Annotated in this window: 18 protein-coding genes; 8 read left to right on the top strand and 10 right to left on the bottom strand. The window is 64.1% G+C overall.

The window, feature by feature from the left end; genetic code table 11:
* Positions 1-173 precede the first annotated feature (173 nt).
* The 3 genes from moaD to uvrC all read right to left on the bottom strand — a co-directional run bounded on the left by moaD (position 174) and on the right by uvrC (position 3,193).
* Positions 174-425 carry a molybdopterin converting factor subunit 1 gene (gene moaD / locus HYH08_RS33230; RefSeq protein WP_018318355.1) on the bottom strand — a complete coding sequence of 84 codons (252 nt, stop codon included), beginning with the start codon at positions 423-425 and terminating at the stop codon, positions 174-176.
* Positions 422-1,039 carry a CDP-diacylglycerol--glycerol-3-phosphate 3-phosphatidyltransferase gene (pgsA, locus tag HYH08_RS33225; protein ID WP_220014038.1) on the bottom strand — a complete coding sequence of 206 codons (618 nt, stop codon included), beginning with the start codon at positions 1,037-1,039 and terminating at the stop codon, positions 422-424. The genes moaD and pgsA overlap by 4 nt, the downstream gene beginning before the upstream one ends.
* A 96-nt stretch (positions 1,040-1,135) precedes the next feature.
* Entirely contained in the window at positions 1,136-3,193 is a 2,058-nt protein-coding gene (gene uvrC / locus HYH08_RS33220) for an excinuclease ABC subunit UvrC (protein WP_220014037.1), read from the bottom strand.
* A 249-nt stretch (positions 3,194-3,442) separates the two neighbouring features.
* Here uvrC and HYH08_RS33215 point away from each other — a divergent pair, with 249 nt between their 5' ends.
* Positions 3,443-4,066: an outer membrane protein gene (locus HYH08_RS33215; RefSeq protein WP_220014036.1), complete on the top strand. Its 624-nt coding sequence runs from the start codon at positions 3,443-3,445 to the stop codon at positions 4,064-4,066.
* Positions 4,067-4,184: 118 nt separating this feature from the next.
* Here the strand turns inward: HYH08_RS33215 and HYH08_RS33210 are convergent, their stop codons facing one another.
* The 4 genes from HYH08_RS33210 to HYH08_RS33195 all read right to left on the bottom strand — a co-directional run bounded on the left by HYH08_RS33210 (position 4,185) and on the right by HYH08_RS33195 (position 6,976).
* Entirely contained in the window at positions 4,185-4,400 is a 216-nt protein-coding gene (locus HYH08_RS33210) for a cold-shock protein (protein ID WP_008544396.1), read from the bottom strand.
* Between the two features lie 252 nt (positions 4,401-4,652).
* Positions 4,653-5,513, bottom strand: coding sequence for a 23S rRNA (adenine(2030)-N(6))-methyltransferase RlmJ (locus HYH08_RS33205; protein WP_220014035.1), 861 nt, complete (start codon positions 5,511-5,513; stop codon positions 4,653-4,655).
* A gap of 190 nt (positions 5,514-5,703) precedes the next feature.
* Positions 5,704-6,396 carry a ribonuclease T2 family protein gene (locus tag HYH08_RS33200; protein ID WP_220014034.1) on the bottom strand — a complete coding sequence of 231 codons (693 nt, stop codon included), beginning with the start codon at positions 6,394-6,396 and terminating at the stop codon, positions 5,704-5,706.
* Between the two features lie 118 nt (positions 6,397-6,514).
* Entirely contained in the window at positions 6,515-6,976 is a 462-nt protein-coding gene (locus HYH08_RS33195) for a hypothetical protein (protein ID WP_220014033.1), read from the bottom strand.
* Positions 6,977-7,159: 183 nt separating this feature from the next.
* Here HYH08_RS33195 and HYH08_RS33190 point away from each other — a divergent pair, with 183 nt between their 5' ends.
* Both HYH08_RS33190 and HYH08_RS33185 read left to right on the top strand, forming a co-directional pair.
* A complete protein-coding gene (locus tag HYH08_RS33190; RefSeq protein ID WP_220014032.1) occupies positions 7,160-7,465 on the top strand; it encodes a hypothetical protein in 306 nt (101 codons plus the stop codon).
* A 44-nt stretch (positions 7,466-7,509) separates the two neighbouring features.
* Complete coding sequence (locus HYH08_RS33185; RefSeq protein WP_220014031.1) at positions 7,510-8,040, top strand: DUF3617 domain-containing protein; 531 nt, start codon at positions 7,510-7,512, stop codon at positions 8,038-8,040.
* Positions 8,041-8,102: 62 nt separating this feature from the next.
* On the opposite strand, the gene HYH08_RS33180 is transcribed toward HYH08_RS33185, so the two are convergent.
* Genes HYH08_RS33180 through HYH08_RS33170 form a run of 3 tightly spaced genes read right to left on the bottom strand, consistent with a single transcriptional unit; the run spans position 8,103 to position 10,780 of the window.
* Positions 8,103-9,491 (bottom strand): ATP-binding protein, encoded by a 1,389-nt coding sequence (locus HYH08_RS33180; RefSeq protein WP_220014030.1) that lies wholly within the window; start codon positions 9,489-9,491, stop codon positions 8,103-8,105.
* Between the two features lie 18 nt (positions 9,492-9,509).
* Complete coding sequence (locus tag HYH08_RS33175; protein WP_220014029.1) at positions 9,510-10,241, bottom strand: response regulator; 732 nt, start codon at positions 10,239-10,241, stop codon at positions 9,510-9,512.
* Complete coding sequence (locus tag HYH08_RS33170) at positions 10,238-10,780, bottom strand: MarR family winged helix-turn-helix transcriptional regulator (RefSeq protein WP_220014028.1); 543 nt, start codon at positions 10,778-10,780, stop codon at positions 10,238-10,240. Before HYH08_RS33170 ends, HYH08_RS33175 begins: the two co-directional genes overlap by 4 nt.
* Positions 10,781-11,119: 339 nt before the next feature.
* On the opposite strand from HYH08_RS33170, the gene HYH08_RS33165 reads away from it, so the two are divergent.
* The 5 genes from HYH08_RS33165 to HYH08_RS33145 all read left to right on the top strand — a co-directional run bounded on the left by HYH08_RS33165 (position 11,120) and on the right by HYH08_RS33145 (position 15,440).
* The gene (locus tag HYH08_RS33165) at positions 11,120-12,202 is read left to right on the top strand and encodes a branched-chain amino acid aminotransferase (protein WP_220014027.1); all 1,083 of its coding nucleotides are present in this window, start codon (positions 11,120-11,122) and stop codon (positions 12,200-12,202) included.
* A gap of 160 nt (positions 12,203-12,362) precedes the next feature.
* Positions 12,363-12,878 (top strand): YegJ family protein, encoded by a 516-nt coding sequence (locus HYH08_RS33160; RefSeq protein WP_220014026.1) that lies wholly within the window; start codon positions 12,363-12,365, stop codon positions 12,876-12,878.
* A 39-nt stretch (positions 12,879-12,917) separates the two neighbouring features.
* Complete coding sequence (gene hisS / locus HYH08_RS33155; RefSeq protein WP_220014025.1) at positions 12,918-14,546, top strand: histidine--tRNA ligase; 1,629 nt, start codon at positions 12,918-12,920, stop codon at positions 14,544-14,546.
* Between the two features lie 120 nt (positions 14,547-14,666).
* Positions 14,667-14,870, top strand: a complete 204-nt coding sequence (locus tag HYH08_RS33150) for a tautomerase family protein (protein ID WP_008144861.1) — start codon at positions 14,667-14,669, stop codon at positions 14,868-14,870.
* A gap of 177 nt (positions 14,871-15,047) precedes the next feature.
* Positions 15,048-15,440, top strand: a complete 393-nt coding sequence (locus HYH08_RS33145; RefSeq protein WP_220014024.1) for a thioesterase family protein — start codon at positions 15,048-15,050, stop codon at positions 15,438-15,440.

Raw genomic sequence — 15,440 nt, 5'->3', positions numbered from 1 at the left:
AGCTGCTCCCACACCTCTCCCGTAGGGAGAGGTCGCGCCGGAAGCGCGGGTGAGGGGATCCGCTCTCTCGTGGGACCTGTACCCCCGTCAGCCGATTTGCTGCGCAAATCGACCTCTCCCCGTTGGGGAGAGGTGTGGCGGCCCCGTACGTTGGTCTGCTCGAGAACATTAGCCTAGCCACCGGTCATCGGCGGGAAGAACGCGATCTCGCGGGCGCCCGCGATCGCGGCGTCGGATTTGACGTGCGCATGGTCGATCGCGGTGCGGATCACCTTCGGCTTCTCGAAGGCATAGGCATAGGCCTCGCTTTGGCCGGACAGCCACGCGATCAGCTCTTCCACGGTGCGCACGGTCGCGGGCGGCTCGATGGTTTCTTCCGCCTTACCGACGCGCTCGCGCACCCAGGCAAAATACTTCACCTTCATCCCTCATCCTCCTTGATGAGGTGATGGATGCCGGCGCGGAAATAATCGTAGCCGGTGTACATGGTGAGGATGGCCGAGGCCCACAGCAGCGCCAGCCCAATCATCGAGACCACGGGCACGACCTCGTCGCCGGCGGGCCCTGCGAGCAGGAAACCGATCGCGACGAGCTGGACCGTGGTCTTCCACTTCGCAAGCTTGGTCACGGGCACACTGACGCGGAGTGCAGCGAGATATTCGCGCAGGCCCGAGACCAGGATCTCGCGGCACAGGATGACGATGGCGGCCCATAGCGACCAGCCGTGGATGATTCCGTCGGCGGCCAGCATGAGCAGGCAGGAGGCGACTAGCAGCTTGTCCGCGATCGGATCGAGCATCCGGCCGAACGCCGATTGCTGATTCCAGATTCGCGCGTAATAGCCGTCGAGGTAGTCGGTGACCGCAGCCGCAATGAAGATGGCGACCGCGAGCCAGCGCAGCCACAGCGGCTGATCCAGGATCGACTGCGCATAGATGCATCCGACTACGACCGGGATCGCGGCGATCCGGCCATAGGTCAGGATGTTCGGGAGGGACATCGCGCGGCTGGTCGTCCCTCGTGTCGTGGCGATGTTCATCCGTCCTACCAATACCGCTCGTGCCTGAAGGTCAACCGTCCCGCTCACCAAATGGGGTGCGGGGTGCGACGACCATATGACCGCGGCCCCTTTAGTTCACCCCGGCTGGGGATGGAAATAGTCGAAAATCCTGCGGGCGCTTTCGGCGCTCACCCCAGGAACCTTGCCGAGATCGGCGATCGAGGCCCGTTCGATCTCCTTCAGGGTTCCGAAATGATGCAGCAAGGCACGTTTGCGTGACGGGCCGATGCCCGGAATTTCCTGCAAACCGGCTTCGCGGATGTCCTTCTTGCGCAGCTTGCGGTGCGAGCCGATGACGAAGCGGTGGGCCTCGTCCCGCAGCCGCTGGATGAAATAGAGCACGGGGTCGCGCGGCTCCAGCTTGATCGCCTCGCGCTCCGGCATGAACAGGGTTTCGCGGCCGGCATCGCGGTCCGGGCCCTTGGCGACCGACATCAGCGATACCTGGGTCAGGCCGAGATTTGTAAAGATCTCCCGGACGGCATTGAGCTGGCCGCGGCCGCCGTCGATGATGACGAGGTCGGGCCATTGCGGGAAATCATCGTCCTTTGCTTTGGCCGCGCCCTCCTCGGGCGGGTTGATGAGGCGCTTGAAGCGGCGCTCCAGCACCTCGCGCATCATGGCGAAGTCGTCGCCCGGGGTGATCCCTTCCGACTTGATGTTGAACTTGCGGTACTGGTTCTTCACGAAACCATCGGGGCCGGCGACGATCATCGCGCCGACAGCATTGGTGCCCTGAATATGGCTGTTGTCGTAGACCTCGATGCGCTTGGGCGCATGCGGCAGGCTCAGCGTCGTCGCCATGGCGTCGAGCAGCCGGCTCTGGGTCGCGGTGTCCGCAAGCTTGCGGCCGAGCGCTTCGCGCGCATTGGTCAGCGCGTGCGCGACGAGCTCCTTCTTCTCGCCGCGCTTGGGCACGGTGACCTCGACCTTGTGGCCGGCCTTGATCGCGAGCGCGTTGGCAAGCAGCTCGCTCTCCTCGATCTCATGCGAGAGCAGGACGACCTTCGGCGGCGGCTTGTCGTCGTAGAACTGGGCGAGGAACGAGCCCAGCACTTCCTCCGGCGTGAACGTCTTCTCCGCACGCGGGAAATAGGCGCGGTTGCCCCAGTTCTGGCCGGTCCGAAAGAAGAACACCTCGACGCAGAAGAAGCCGCCCTCCTGGTGGATGGCGAACACGTCGGCCTCTTCCACCGTGCGTGGGTTGATGCCCTGCTGCGACTGGATCGCGGAGAGCGCGGCAAGACGGTCGCGGTAAAGCGCGGCGCGCTCGAATTCGAGCTCACTGGCCGCCTTCTCCATTTCGCCGGCAAGCTCCTGCTTCACCGCGTGGCTCTTGCCGGACAGGAAGTCGCTCGCCTCGCGCACCAGGGTCGTATAGCCGCCGAAATCGATCTCGCGCGTGCAGGGGCCGGCGCAGCGGCGGATCTGGTAGAGCAGGCAGGGCCGAGTACGGCTCTCGAAGAACGAGTCCGTGCAGGAGCGGATCAGGAACGCGCGCTGCAGGGCGGTGATGGTGCGGTTGACCGCGCCGGCGGAGGCGAACGGGCCGAAATAGCGGCCGGGCCGGGTCTGTGCGCCGCGATGCTTGAGGATCTGCGGCGCCCAATGGTCGCCGGTGATCAGGATGTAGGGAAACGACTTGTCGTCGCGCAGCTGGACGTTGAAGCGCGGCCGCAGCTGCTTGATGAGGTTGGCTTCCAGCAGCAGCGCCTCGGTCTCGGTGTTGGTCGAGACGATCTCCACGGTCACGGTGGCCGCGATCATGCGCAGGATACGCGCCGGCTGCGGCGCACTCTGGCGCGCATAGTTGGACAGGCGCTTTTTGACGTTCTTGGCCTTGCCGACATAGAGGACGTCGGCATTCGCGCTGAGCATGCGATAGACGCCCGGCGAGGTCGGGGCGAGCCGGACCGCGCGCTCGATCGCCTCGTGACCGGTCGCCAGCGGCTCCTCGCCGACCGCGCCGCTCTCTTCGAGGATATCGGGCAGCAGCGCATCGTCCTCGTCGTCGCCGCCTGCCGCCGCCGGATCGAGGTCCGGCGCCGCCAGCCCCTGCTGTGGGGTCTCGGCCGCAGCAGCTCGCGCCTTGCGCGCGCGGTCGTCCGGATTGTCGGTGGAATCGTGAACCATGGTGCGAATTTAGGCGCTGGGGGTGCCGATTTGAAGTTCCGGCGACGCGGCGCGCACAGGATGGCGGCGCAGTTCCCGGTAACGCTTGCTTAAGCCTGTTAACAGCGCGGTAACCCGGCTTAACAGGCCTTTAACTTAAAACTCTCGATAAATCTTACGCGAAAAAGTGGTGGTTCCGTAACCATGCGGTTTTGCCGCGCGCGGCGGCGCAGGCATCGCGGGGGACGGCAGTTGCGTTGGAGAATATCGATGAAGAGGTTCGTTGTGGGCGCAGCCGCGTTGGTTGCTGCCGGCTGGACAGCTTCGGCAGAAGCCGCCGATCTCAATTACGGTCAGCGCGCGCCCTATACCGTCAATCAGCCGCTCAATGCCTATAGCTGGGCGGGCCCTTATCTCGGCGCCAATCTCGGCTATGAGTGGGGCTCGGTGAGCAACACGCCCGTGAAGCCCTCCGGCTTCGTCGGCGGCGTGCAGGCCGGCTACAACTTCCAGAACGGCCCATGGGTGTTTGGTGTCGAGGGCGACATCCAGGCTGCCGGTGCCGACGACACGTTCGCGCCGTGGAAGTTTTCCAATCCCTGGTTCGGCACCCTGCGCGGCCGCGCGGGCTACACGTTCAGCAACGTGCTGGTCTACGGCACCGCCGGTCTCGCCTTCGGCGAGCTGCGCGCGCAGACCTTCGGCTGGACGGAGTCGCACACCAGCGCCGGCTGGACCATCGGTGCCGGTGCGGAAGTCGGCTTCGCGCCGAACTGGAGCGCCAAGCTCGAATATCTCTACGTCGACCTGTCGACGAGCCAGTTCGCAATTACAGGCGTGTCAAACGGCTATAGCGCCAGCGTTGTGCGCGCAGGCGTGAACTATCACTTCTGATAGCTGAAGAAGAAAATACCGGACGACAACCTCCCGGCCGCTCGCGGCCGGGATTTTTTTGCGCCAGATGCTCTTCGCGCCAAGTGCTCTTCGCGCCAGGCGTTGGCTTGAAATTGCGCTAGGAGAGGATGACTAAATTGACCGCCTTCGGTCCCTTCCCCTTCTTGTCCGGCTCGACTTCAAAAGTGATGCGCTGTCCTTCGGCAAGGTCCTTGAGTCCCGCCCGCTCGACAGCAGTAATATGTACGAATACATCGCGACCACCATCATCAGGCTTGATGAAGCCGTAGCCGCGCTCGCCGTTGAAAAACTTGACCGTTCCCGTCATGGCCATCGGGAAACTCCCCCTCATTGCTCCTCCGTCGCGACGCAGACTCACGTCACGACATGACCGGGCATCACGAAGCCCGGGAGAGCTGGCCATCCTTGGGCGGGCCTCATCGGCCCGGTCGGATCTTTCTTAGGCCTTCACTCCGCCGCAACCATTCGCGGAAGCGGAACGCAAAGCCAGTCACGGAAACAGCATAATACGGTTCTCGGCGGATTGACTACCGCTGCTGCATATTTTTCCCAAGAATGCGGAGTGTTACGGTCTCGGCATCTCCAATCGGAATCTGGCAGCTCCGCCCTGGCCCAGCGGCATTTCCAGTTCGGGCAGGATCGTCTTGAGCTCGCCTTGCAGCGTATAGGGCGGATTGACGATCAGCAGCCCGGCCGAGGTGAGTGCGGCTCCCTCGGCTTGCGGCGCCACGCTGAACTCGAGGCGCAGGCATTTTCCCGGCGGCTTTGCTGCGGCTGCGAGCCGGGCCACTGTTTGCGCGAGGGTGTCGGTGGCTCGGCGATTTTTGGCGGGATACCAGATTACATAGATACCGGTCGGCCATTTGGCGAAGGCGGCCGAGAAGGCCTCGCCCAGCCGTTCGAACTCGTCCTTGGCCTCGAAAGGCGGGTCGATCAGCACGAGGCCGCGCCGTTCCTTCGGCGGCACGAATGCCGGCAGCGCCATCCAGCCGTCGATGTCGACGACGCGGGCCTGCTCATCGCGGCGCAGCACGTCGATCAGCGCCTTGCGCGCCTTCGGCTCGAGTTCGCAGGCGACCAGGCGGTCCTGCGGCCTGAGCAGGCCGCGCGCGATCAGCGGGGAGCCCGGATAGGCCTTGAGCTCGCCCTTCGGATTGAAGGCGCGCACGATGTCGAGATACGGCTTGATCAGCGCCACGCTCTCGTTCGACAGGCGCGCCTGCATCAGGCGCGCGATGCCGGTCAGCCACTCGCCGCCGCGCCGCGCCTCGTCGCTTTCGAGATCATAGAGCCCGGCGCCCGCATGGGTGTCGATGATTCGGAACGCCCCTGGCTTGTCCTGGAGATAGGTCATGATGCGCGCCAGCACGATGTGCTTGATGACATCGGCGAAATTGCCGGCATGGAAGGCGTGGCGGTAGTTCATGGGAAGAGCACTACGCCACGTGACGGCCTGAGCAAAGAGGCGTGATCACGTGTCCCGGACGCGGTGCAGTGTGGAACGCTGCGCCGCAGAGCCGGGACCTAGCTGCTCCTTTATCATGGGCCCGGCTCAGCAGTGCACTACGCAGCGGTTCGCGGCGCATTGCGCTGCAGCCGAGCCACGAGAGCTGTGGCTACCCACCCCTGATCGGCGGCATCGTCACCTCGTCGCGGCGGCAGGCGCGGCGGTCGATTTCATCGCAGGCGCGGAACTGCAAATCCTTGCTGAGGCAGATGCGGACCTCGGACAGTCGCGTCCGGTTGCAGGTGACCGAGACGGCGGCATTGCTCAGGCCCGGATTGGCCTTGATGAAGGCCTCTTCGACCGCCGCAGGCGCAACGGTCTTGGCCTGCGACAGGTCGAGATATTCGGCCGGAATCTTGATCGCGGCGCGCGCTTTGCGGATCGTCTCGAAATAATTGCGGTCGGTCAGCCCGGAGCAGGTGCCGTGCTTGTCCCATTCGTTGAAGATCAGGCCCGGCGCCGGCATCAAATCGAGCATCGAGGAGACGATGCTGCGGTTCAGCCGCGGCGAGGGCCGCTGGCAATATTCCGGAAAGCCGTTCTCATATTGCGGCCACAGCCCGTGCACCACGAAAGCATAGGGCCGCCCGCTGCACTGGGCCTGGGAGCGGCCGCCGCGCTCGGCCGCCTCCTCGCAGAACGAGGGCGACCACGACAGTGACAGCACATAGAAATCGAATTCGCCCGGCACGTTCTGCCGCTTGTCCAGGGCCTTCGCGCCACCCGCCAGCATGGCCAGCCCGGTAGCAAGGGTGAGCGAGATCAGCAGACGGGAGAACGAATGCAATCTGGAATGAAACATGGCGACGCCCCTCAACTAGACTGTGTAACCAGCCTAGCAGGCAACGAGAACATTTCAAGAACAAATTTCGAGCGACGAACTGTGGGCCGCTTGATCGGCCGAAGCAGGGTCTTTCGAATCAGGGCTTGGCGGCGCGGCAGGCCGGGTTGTAGGCCCAGTTGCGATCGAGCCCGACCACGCACCATTCGACCCCGTTGCCGTAGCCGGCGAAGCCGCCATCCTCGACGATCGAGAAATGCACCTTGCGCACCTTGCCGTCCGTGAGCATGGCCTCACCGGTGCAATAGCGGCGCGGAATGTTGTCGGACTGCCAGGGCCGGAAGGCGACCTCGTGAATGGCTGAGAAGCCGGTGATCTTCAACGAGGAATTCCAGAACGAGCTTTCCTTCTCCCAGAACTGGGTGGCGATCGTCGGCAACGCCTTGTCGCAATCGGCAACAGTGCCGTCATAGCGCGGCCCGCTCAGCCAGAAGTTCAGCTCGAACGGGTTGGCGGCTTTGGCCTCACCGAGCGACAGCGCTCCGAACATGAGGCCGAGCAGGGCGGCGAAGCGGAGCGATTTCAGGGAGAGGGCGCGCATGGGCAATCCGGACAGCTAAGGTCTTTCGAGGGTCGGACGGTGCCGCGAAGGCCGGGGGAGGTCAAGTGCAGCGCGGCAACACTTGGCGAGGAGTTGACCACGACGTCGCGCCGGCAGGGCTTCGGTTCTTTTCACGGACTTCTCGGCACCGTAAAGTGCCAGCAACCAATTGGAGTAACGGGAATGCGAATCATTGCGGCCGCCGGCCTTCTGGCCAGCCTGGTTGTCTCGAGTCTGATGGCGAGCCAGCCGGCGCGCGCCGATCTGCTTCCGGTGCCTCCGTTCAAGGGCAACGACACCGGCGGCATCATCGCCTATTCGATGGCAACCCAGACCGATGCGCGGCAGGTCGCGGTCGATCATTGCGCGCGCTACGGCAAGGTCGTGAAATTCCTCGCCATCCAGGCTTACGAGGGCGGTTACATCTCGTTCGCCTGCCGCTGGGTGCCCTATGGCGCCGCCGACCAGCCGATCCGCACGCTGTACTGAGGCGTTGTCGTAACGACCCGATTTCTCCGCCGGGAGCTTCCCACATGACGCGCAAACTTGCTTTGCTCGGCTCGTCCCTTTGCTTTGTGTTGTCGGCAGGCGTTGCCTGTGCCGACGATCTGCCGGTGCGCAAGGCAGGCCTGTGGGAAATGAAAATGGTCAGGACCGGCTCGGCGATGCCCGAGATGACCATGCAGCATTGCACCGACGAGACCGTCGACAAGGAGATGGCCAACAACGTCTCCCCGATGGCCAAGCAGATCTGCTCCAGGCAGGACGTCAAGAAGACTGCGACCGGCTATGTCAGCGATTCCGAGTGCAGCGTCGCCGGCATCAGCACGACCTCGCATGCCGAGATCACGGGCGATTTCAACTCGGCCTACACGGTGAAGACCACCTCCCATGCGCAAGGCGGAGCCGCCGGTGCCGCGGGACGTGATACCACCATGCAGCTCGAAGCGAAGTGGCTCGGCGCCTGCAAGCCGGAGCAGAAACCCGGCGACATCGTCATGCCCGGCGGCTTCAAGATGAACGTGCGCGACATGGATAAGCTGAAGGCGTTGTTGCCGAAGTAGGGTCGTCGCCGCGTAACCGGTGGGCTTCCTCGCCCCGCAAGCGGGGAAAGGTGAAGAACCAGCTACACCGGTATTCGCACGCTCGCCCTCAATCCTCCCATCGGGCTGTCGCTGAGCGTGATGTCGCCGCCATGCGAGCGGGCGATGTCGCGGGCGATCGCGAGGCCAAGGCCGGTGCCCCCTTCGTCCTGGTTGCGGGCGTTGTCGAGCCGCAGGAACGGCTTGAAAACCTCCTCGCGCAAATGCGCGGGGATGCCGGGTCCGTCGTCGTCGACCGTCACGGTCAAATAACGGTGATCGCGCTGGCCGGTGATGGCGATGCTCTTGCCGTAGCGGGCGGCGTTGGTGACGAGATTGGCGAGGCAGCGCTTGAACGAGGCCGGCTTCACCGTGACCACGGGCAGGCCGTTGAAGGCGACGGTCGCGGCGTGGCCGTGGCGTTCGGCGTCGCTGCGCAGCTCCTCGAGCGCCTGCGACATGTCGGTCGGCTGTGACTGCTCACCGGAATCGCCGCGGGCAAAGGCCAGGTAATCCTCCAGCATCATCGACATCTCGTCGACATCCTTGCGCATGCCCTCGAGCTCGGGGCTGTCGCCGATCAGCGCCAGCTCGAGCTTGAAGCGGGTCAGGATGGTGCGCAGATCGTGGCTGACGCCGGCGAGCATCGCGGTGCGCTGTTCCATCGTGCGCTCGATGCGCGATTTCATTTCCAGGAAGGCGACCGCCGCACGCCGCACCTCGCGCGCGCCGCGCGGTCTGAAGTTCGGCGCCTCGCGGCCTTTGCCGAAGCTTTCTGCGGCATCCGCAAGGCGCAGGATCGGCTTGATCTGGTTGCGCAGGAACAGCACGGCGACGATCAGCAGGATCGAGGACGTGCCGACCATCCAGAACAGGAAGATTTCCGAGTTCGAGGCATAGGCGGCGCTGCGCTGCGCGAACACCCGCATCACGGCATCGTCGAGCTGGATGCGGATCTCGACCAGGTTGGAGCGGCCGACCGTGTCGATCCAGAACGAGCGGCCGATCTGGCGGCCGAGCTGCACCGACAGCGTCTGATCGAGCAGCGAGAAGAACGGCTTTGGTCCCGGCGGCGGCATGTCGCCGGCGGGCAGGAAGTCGACGACGAGGCCGAGGCGTTGCTGCGCGATGCGGCGGATCTCGTTGCGGTCCTTGTCCTGCGGATAGCCCTTGTAGACGTCGATCAGCGCGGCGATGTCCTGCACCACCGCGGCCGACAGGCGGCGCGTCACCGTGTTCCAGTGCCGCTCCATGAACACGAAGGCGACGACCGATTGCAGGATCACCATCGGCACGATCATGATGAGCAGCGCGCGGGCGTAGAGGCCGGTCGGCATCCAGCCCTTGAACGCGTTGCCCATCCAGCCATTGGCGGCGGAGACGCGGCCGGCCGCGCTCTTCAGAAGCGTCAGGCCGGTGTCGATCGTGCTCATCTCGCGCGCTTCACTTGACTATGGCGAGGCCACCAGGCGGTAGCCGATGCCGCGCACCGCCTGCAGGAACAGCGGATTGGCGGGATCGGTCTCGATCTTGCGCCTGAGGCGGTTGATCTGCACGTCGACGGCGCGCTCGTTGACGCTGCCGTTGCCGGTCAGCGCACTGCGCGGCACGGTCTCGCCCGGGGTCTCAGAGAGAATGCGCAGCATCTCGCGCTCGCGGTCGGTGAGGTGAATGACCTCCTCGCCCTGGCGCAATTCGCCGCGATCCAGATGATAGACGTAGGGGCCGAACGCGATCTTCTCGATCGCCACGGTTTGCGGCGGCGGTGCGGCGCGCTTGAGGATGTTGTTGATGCGCAGCGCCAGCTCGCGCGGCTCGAACGGTTTTGCGACGTAGTCGTCGGCGCCGATTTGCAGGCCTTCGATGCGGGCCTCCGCTTCGTGCCGCGCCGTCAGCATCACGATCGGCACCGAGGAGGAGGTCCGGATGAAGCGGGCGAGGTCGAAGCCGGTCTCGCCGGGCATCATCACGTCGAGGATGAGCAAGTCGAAATGCAGGCCCAGCAACTTCGAGCGCGCATCGCCGGCGCTTGCGGCGGTGGTGACGCGGTAGCCTTCGGCGGCGAGGAAACGCGAGAGCAGATCGCGGATGCGGCGGTCATCGTCGACCAGCAGCAGATGTGGGGCGTCGTCGGCCGGCTCAATCGGCGGACGGGCGAGCGTGGCAGCGAGCGGCACGGTCACTCCTTGCTGTCTTGATTGACGTTGGCGAAGATCGTCTCCAGCACCTTGTCCGGGTCGTCGCGGTCGATCATCGCGCGCAGGAAGCGCTTCACCGTCTCGGCGTCCTGGGGCGCCATCTCGGCGAGCGCCCTGGTGATCCGCGTGGTCTGGAGCCCGGCGAGCTTCTGCACCAGCGCTTCGCCCTTGGGGGTCGCAAAGAGCAGCCGCTGACGGCGGTCATTGTCGCCGGTCTTCTGCACGATGTAGCCCTCGTCCAGCAGCTGCTTGAGCACCCGGCCGAGCGACTGTTTCGTGATGCGCAGGACGTCGAGCAGGTCGGCGACCTTGAGCCCGGGATAGCGATAGACGAAATGCATGACCCGGTGATGGGCCCGGCCGAAACCGAACGCCTCCAGCTCCTGGTCGGGATCGCCGACGAAATCGCGATAGGCGAAGAACAGCAGCTCGATGATATCCCAGCGCAAATTGCCTCCGTCACCTGCGGCCGGCCGAGGCTCGGCAGCGTCTTGAGAGGGAGTCGCGAAATTTATGTCAGGCATATTGACGTATCTTGGGTTCAATGTTACAAAACGATCGACCCGCACGAAATTTTAGATCGTTTCGTGGCGGGCGGCATCGAAGCAGGGGCGGCCGGAGTGAGCCGGACAGGCGGCGACGGCCGAAGCAGATCTACCGTGCGATTGTCGAGCGGCATTTCGGCAAAACATACTGGACTTCCGCCTTCCGCAAAAGCATGTCCTCAGCGGCATGCTGGCCACGGAAACCGGCCGTAACAAGGCTGGCGGCATTCCGGCCAGAAACCCAATCAAGCCAGCCGGGCCCAAACAGGGCAGGCGGGCGCCAGATCAGCGCCGCCACCGGCAGCGGGAGGCAAGGACATGAGCATGAAATTCGACATCCAGCCCGCATCCAATCCGACGTCCGAAAAGGACCGCGTCGCCAAGCTGGTGGACCCCGGCTTCGGGCGGGTCTTCACCGATCATATGGCGGTCGTCCGCTACAACCAGGCCAAGGGCGGCTGGTACGAGGCAAAGATCGAGGCGCGCACGAACTTCCAGATGGATCCGGCCGGCGCGGTGCTGCACTACGCCCAGGAAATCTTCGAAGGCCTCAAGGCCTATAAGCGCGATGATGGCGGCGTGAACCTGTTCCGTCCCGACGCCAATGCGCGCCGCTTCAAGGACTCCGCCGACCGCATGGCGATGGCGCAGTTGCCGGAGGACGTCTTCATCGAGGCGGTCGAGCAGGTCGTCCGCATCGATCGCGCCTGGATGCCGGGCGGCGAGGGCAGCCTCTACCTGCGTCCTTTCATGATCGCGAGCGAGACCTTCCTCGGCGTCAAGCCGTCGTCCGAGTACATTTTTGCGGTGATCGCCTCGCCGGTCGGCTCGTACTTCAAGGGCGGACCCGCCCCGGTCTCGATCTGGGTCTCCGAGAACTACACCCGCGCTGCGATCGGCGGCACCGGCGCGGTCAAATGCGGCGGCAATTATGCGGCGAGCCTGCGCGCCCAGGCTGAAGCGATCCAGCACGGCTGCGACCAGGTCGTCTTTCTCGATGCGGTCGAGCGCAAATACATCGAGGAGCTCGGCGGCATGAACGTGTTCTTCGTGTTCGACGACGGCTCGCTCTCGACGCCGCCGCTCGGCACCATCCTGCCCGGCATCACCCGCGACTCCATCATCACGCTCGCCCGCGATGCCGGAAAGACCGTGCGGGAGGAACCATATTCGCTCGACCAGTGGCGCAAGGATGCGGCCTCCGGCCGGCTGAAGGAGGCCTTTGCCTGCGGCACCGCCGCCGTCATCTCGCCGATCGGCAAGGTGCGCTCGGTCAGCGGCGATTTCGAGATCTCGGGCGGCGCCGCCGGCCCCGTCGCCATGGGCCTGCGCAAGCAGCTCGTCGACATCCAATACGGCCGCACCAACGATCCCCACAACTGGATCCGCAAGGTGTTTTGATGCTCCGTGCCCCGGCGGGAGCGCCGGGGCCAAGCTGGCGAAAAGGATCGGCGGCGCAGGCGATCCTTTTGTCTGGACGGCGCTAACCCTTAGTTGTTGAAATCATCAGTGCAACTATGTGACAATGGCTGGGACATTAGGGTTCTCAGACATTGCGGTCATGGCCTCCCCTCTCCAGTCCATCAAATGGGCCGTATCCGCTGTCGTCACGGCAGCGGCTGTCTTCGGTATTCTAACATTGAGGCCCAGGTCCACCGTGGAGGCGGCGGACTGGGTCATCCGTGTGGCCGACACAGACCCCGAGATGAATGCAGCGATCGCTCGCGCACGCGCCACGCTGCCGGTGTTCTGGGCTTCCTATAACGCGCCGAAACGCACAGAGACGGAGCACACCCTCAAGGTGCGATTTCAGACCGCTGGGGATGACGAGTACATCTGGGTGAGTGACGTGAAGAAGCTTCCGGGTGGGGACTATGCAGCGCGTTTTGCCGACACACCGCGGAACCTGCCCGGAAAGCGGTTCGGAGACCTCACTGAGTTCAAGGATGCCGACATCTCCGATTGGATGTTCATGCGCAACGACAAGATCGTCGGCGGCGAAACCATCAAGCCACTGCTGAAATCCATGCCGAAACCCGACGCTGACGCGCTGCGGGCGCGGATGGAGCAGCCGTAGGGCAGTTGCCGCCCCGCCCGTCGGCTGGTAAACGCCCGCATGGCCGAAAAACCCAAAAAACCCCAGAAACTGAAGGCGCGGCTGCCGCGCGGGCTCGAGGATCGCGATCCCGCCGCGATCCGGGCGACGCGCGAGATGGTCGAGAAGATCCGCGCCGTCTACGAGCTCTATGGTTTCGAGCCGGTGGAGACGCCGGCGATGGAATATACCGACGCGCTCGGAAAATTCCTGCCCGACCAGGACCGTCCGAACGAGGGCGTATTCTCGTTCCAGGACGACGACGAGCAGTGGATCAGCCTGCGCTACGACCTGACCGCGCCGCTCGCCCGCTATGTCGGCGAGCGCTACGGCACCGACGGTCTGGTGCTGCCCTATCGCAGCTACCGGGTCGGCTACGTCTTCCGCAACGAAAAACCCGGCCCCGGCCGCTTCCGCCAGTTCATGCAGTTCGACGCCGACACCGTCGGCTCGGCGACGCCGGCGGCGGATGCCGAGATCTGCATGATGGCCGCGGACACGATGGAAAAGCTGGGTATTGAGCGTGGTCAGTACGTTGTGAAGGTAAATAACCGCAAAGTGCTCGACGGCGTAATGGAATCGATCGGGATTGGCGGTACCGAAAATTTCGGACGTCGTCTCACTGTATTGCGAGCCATTGATAAATTTGATCGGCTAGGCGAGGCAGGTGTCCGAGACTTGCTTGGCGCCGGACGTAAGGACGAGAGCGGGGATTTCACTCACGGCGCACATTTGTCGGACTCAGCCATCGGCGTGATTCTAAGCTTCATCACCGGGCACGGTGAAACTTGGGCTGATACAACTATGTGGCATCAGCCTACTGACGACGAATGGATTAGAACAGGCGAAGAGATGGCAGAGGTTACCTCTCTTCCCGCTAAGCCTAACAAGCGATACTTCTACAACAACTCCAAGTTGCTAGAAGGTTGGCAGGAGCTCGTTTCTGAGTCTGCGGTTGGGCGGGAGGGAATAAGCGAGCTGCGCCAAATTCTCACGATGATGGAAGCAGCTGGCTACGGCTCGAAGCGCTTCAGAATTACAGCTGAGACGGTGCGCGGCCTCGAATATTACACCGGCCCGGTCTACGAGGTCGAGCTGCTGCTCGAGACCAAGGACGAGAAGGGGCGTCCCGTGCGCTTCGGCTCTGTGGGTGGCGGCGGGCGCTATGATGGTCTGGTCTCGCGCTTCCGCGGCGAGCCGGTGCCGGCGACCGGTTTCTCGATTGGCGTCTCGCGCCTCCAGGCTGCGCTGACCCTGCTCGGCAAGCTCGACACGCGCCGCGAATTCGGGCCCGTCGTCGTCACCGTGTTCGACCGCGACCGTGTCGCCGACTACCAGAAGATGGTGGCGTCTTTGCGTAGCGCCGGCATCCGCGCCGAGCTCTATCTCGGCAATCCCAAGAACATGGGCAACCAGCTCAAATATGCCGACCGTCGCAACTCGCCTTGCGTGATCATCCAGGGCTCGGATGAAAAGGCGCGCGGCGAGCTGCAGATCAAGGATCTGGTCGAGGGCGCCAAGGCGGCGGCCGCGATCGCCTCCAACCAGGAATGGCGCGAGACGCGCCCCGCGCAGTTCTCGTGCAGCGAGGCCGATCTGGTTTTAAAGGTGCGTGAGGTCCTCGCGCGCCATGACGTGAGCTGGGGCTAGCCATTCGTTTCGATCGTCGTGCCCGGGCTTGTCCCGGGCACCCACGTCTTGTTTGATAGCGAATCCGTGGATGGCCGGGACAAGCCCGGCCATGACGGAGAGGCGAGAGGGAGACATAATATGCCTGAGATCACCGTCAGCATGGCCGAAGGCCGCACCGACGAGCAGAAGGCCGGCATGATGCGCGACATCACGCAGGCACTCGTGAAGAATCTCGGCGTCGACGCCGATGCCGTCGTCATCCAGATCAACGAAGCCCCGCTCCGCCACAAGATGAAGGGCGGCAAGACCTTTGTGGAGCGCGCGGCGGCGGCGAAGAAGTAGGCGCTGCCGGTTCGGCAAACACAACTGTCGTCCCCGCGAACGCGGGGACCCATAACCACAGGAGGTGGTTATGGGTCTAACTGGTAATTCCGAATCTTCGCCAAACTAAATCCTGTGGCTATGGGTCCCGGATCTGCGCTGCGCTTGTCCGGGACGACAGCGGAGTGTGAGGCCCCCATGGACGCACGCGATTTCATCAAGGTCGGCATGAGCGCCGAGCGCATGCTGGTGGTGCCGGCCGAACGCACGGTCGGGCACTTCGTGCCGGGCATGCCGTTTGTGTATGCGACGCCGATGATGATCCTGGAAATGGAGCTGACCTCGGGCGATGCGATCCGCTCCGCGCTTCAACCGGGCTGGGTCACGGTTGGCACCGAGGTGGACATCAGGCATCTCGCGGCGGCCCTTGTCGGAGCGACGGTGCGCACCACCGCAAAAGTCGTTGCCGTCGAGCGCCGGGTCATCCGTTTCGACGTCGAAGCATTCGAGGGCACGCGCAAGCTCGGCGAAGGCCGTCACGCGCGCGGGCTCGTCAATGTCGAGATGTTCAACAAGCGGTTGGGCGCGTAG

The organism is Bradyrhizobium sp. BR 10289 (assembly GCF_019455385.1).
Classification (GTDB): Bacteria; Pseudomonadota; Alphaproteobacteria; order Rhizobiales; family Xanthobacteraceae; genus Bradyrhizobium.
Note: the sequence above shows the minus strand (reverse complement) of the source record. Positions and strands in the feature narration are given on the sequence as shown.

Excerpts from the sequence above, each read along its gene's own strand:
- moaD (WP_018318355.1), bottom strand. The coding sequence starts at position 425 with ATGAAGGTGAAGTATTTTGCCTGGGTGCGCGAGCGCGTCGGTAAGGCG.
- pgsA (WP_220014038.1), bottom strand. The coding sequence starts at position 1,039 with ATGAACATCGCCACGACACGAGGGACGACCAGCCGCGCGATGTCCCTC.
- uvrC (WP_220014037.1), bottom strand. The coding sequence starts at position 3,193 with ATGGTTCACGATTCCACCGACAATCCGGACGACCGCGCGCGCAAGGCG.
- HYH08_RS33215 (WP_220014036.1), top strand. The coding sequence starts at position 3,443 with ATGAAGAGGTTCGTTGTGGGCGCAGCCGCGTTGGTTGCTGCCGGCTGG.
- HYH08_RS33210 (WP_008544396.1), bottom strand. The coding sequence starts at position 4,400 with ATGGCCATGACGGGAACGGTCAAGTTTTTCAACGGCGAGCGCGGCTAC.
- HYH08_RS33205 (WP_220014035.1), bottom strand. The coding sequence starts at position 5,513 with ATGAACTACCGCCACGCCTTCCATGCCGGCAATTTCGCCGATGTCATC.
- HYH08_RS33200 (WP_220014034.1), bottom strand. The coding sequence starts at position 6,396 with ATGTTTCATTCCAGATTGCATTCGTTCTCCCGTCTGCTGATCTCGCTC.
- HYH08_RS33195 (WP_220014033.1), bottom strand. The coding sequence starts at position 6,976 with ATGCGCGCCCTCTCCCTGAAATCGCTCCGCTTCGCCGCCCTGCTCGGC.
- HYH08_RS33190 (WP_220014032.1), top strand. The coding sequence starts at position 7,160 with ATGCGAATCATTGCGGCCGCCGGCCTTCTGGCCAGCCTGGTTGTCTCG.
- HYH08_RS33185 (WP_220014031.1), top strand. The coding sequence starts at position 7,510 with ATGACGCGCAAACTTGCTTTGCTCGGCTCGTCCCTTTGCTTTGTGTTG.
- HYH08_RS33180 (WP_220014030.1), bottom strand. The coding sequence starts at position 9,491 with ATGAGCACGATCGACACCGGCCTGACGCTTCTGAAGAGCGCGGCCGGC.
- HYH08_RS33170 (WP_220014028.1), bottom strand. The coding sequence starts at position 10,780 with ATGCCTGACATAAATTTCGCGACTCCCTCTCAAGACGCTGCCGAGCCT.
- HYH08_RS33165 (WP_220014027.1), top strand. The coding sequence starts at position 11,120 with ATGAGCATGAAATTCGACATCCAGCCCGCATCCAATCCGACGTCCGAA.
- HYH08_RS33160 (WP_220014026.1), top strand. The coding sequence starts at position 12,363 with ATGGCCTCCCCTCTCCAGTCCATCAAATGGGCCGTATCCGCTGTCGTC.
- hisS (WP_220014025.1), top strand. The coding sequence starts at position 12,918 with ATGGCCGAAAAACCCAAAAAACCCCAGAAACTGAAGGCGCGGCTGCCG.
- HYH08_RS33150 (WP_008144861.1), top strand. The coding sequence starts at position 14,667 with ATGCCTGAGATCACCGTCAGCATGGCCGAAGGCCGCACCGACGAGCAG.
- HYH08_RS33145 (WP_220014024.1), top strand. The coding sequence starts at position 15,048 with ATGGACGCACGCGATTTCATCAAGGTCGGCATGAGCGCCGAGCGCATG.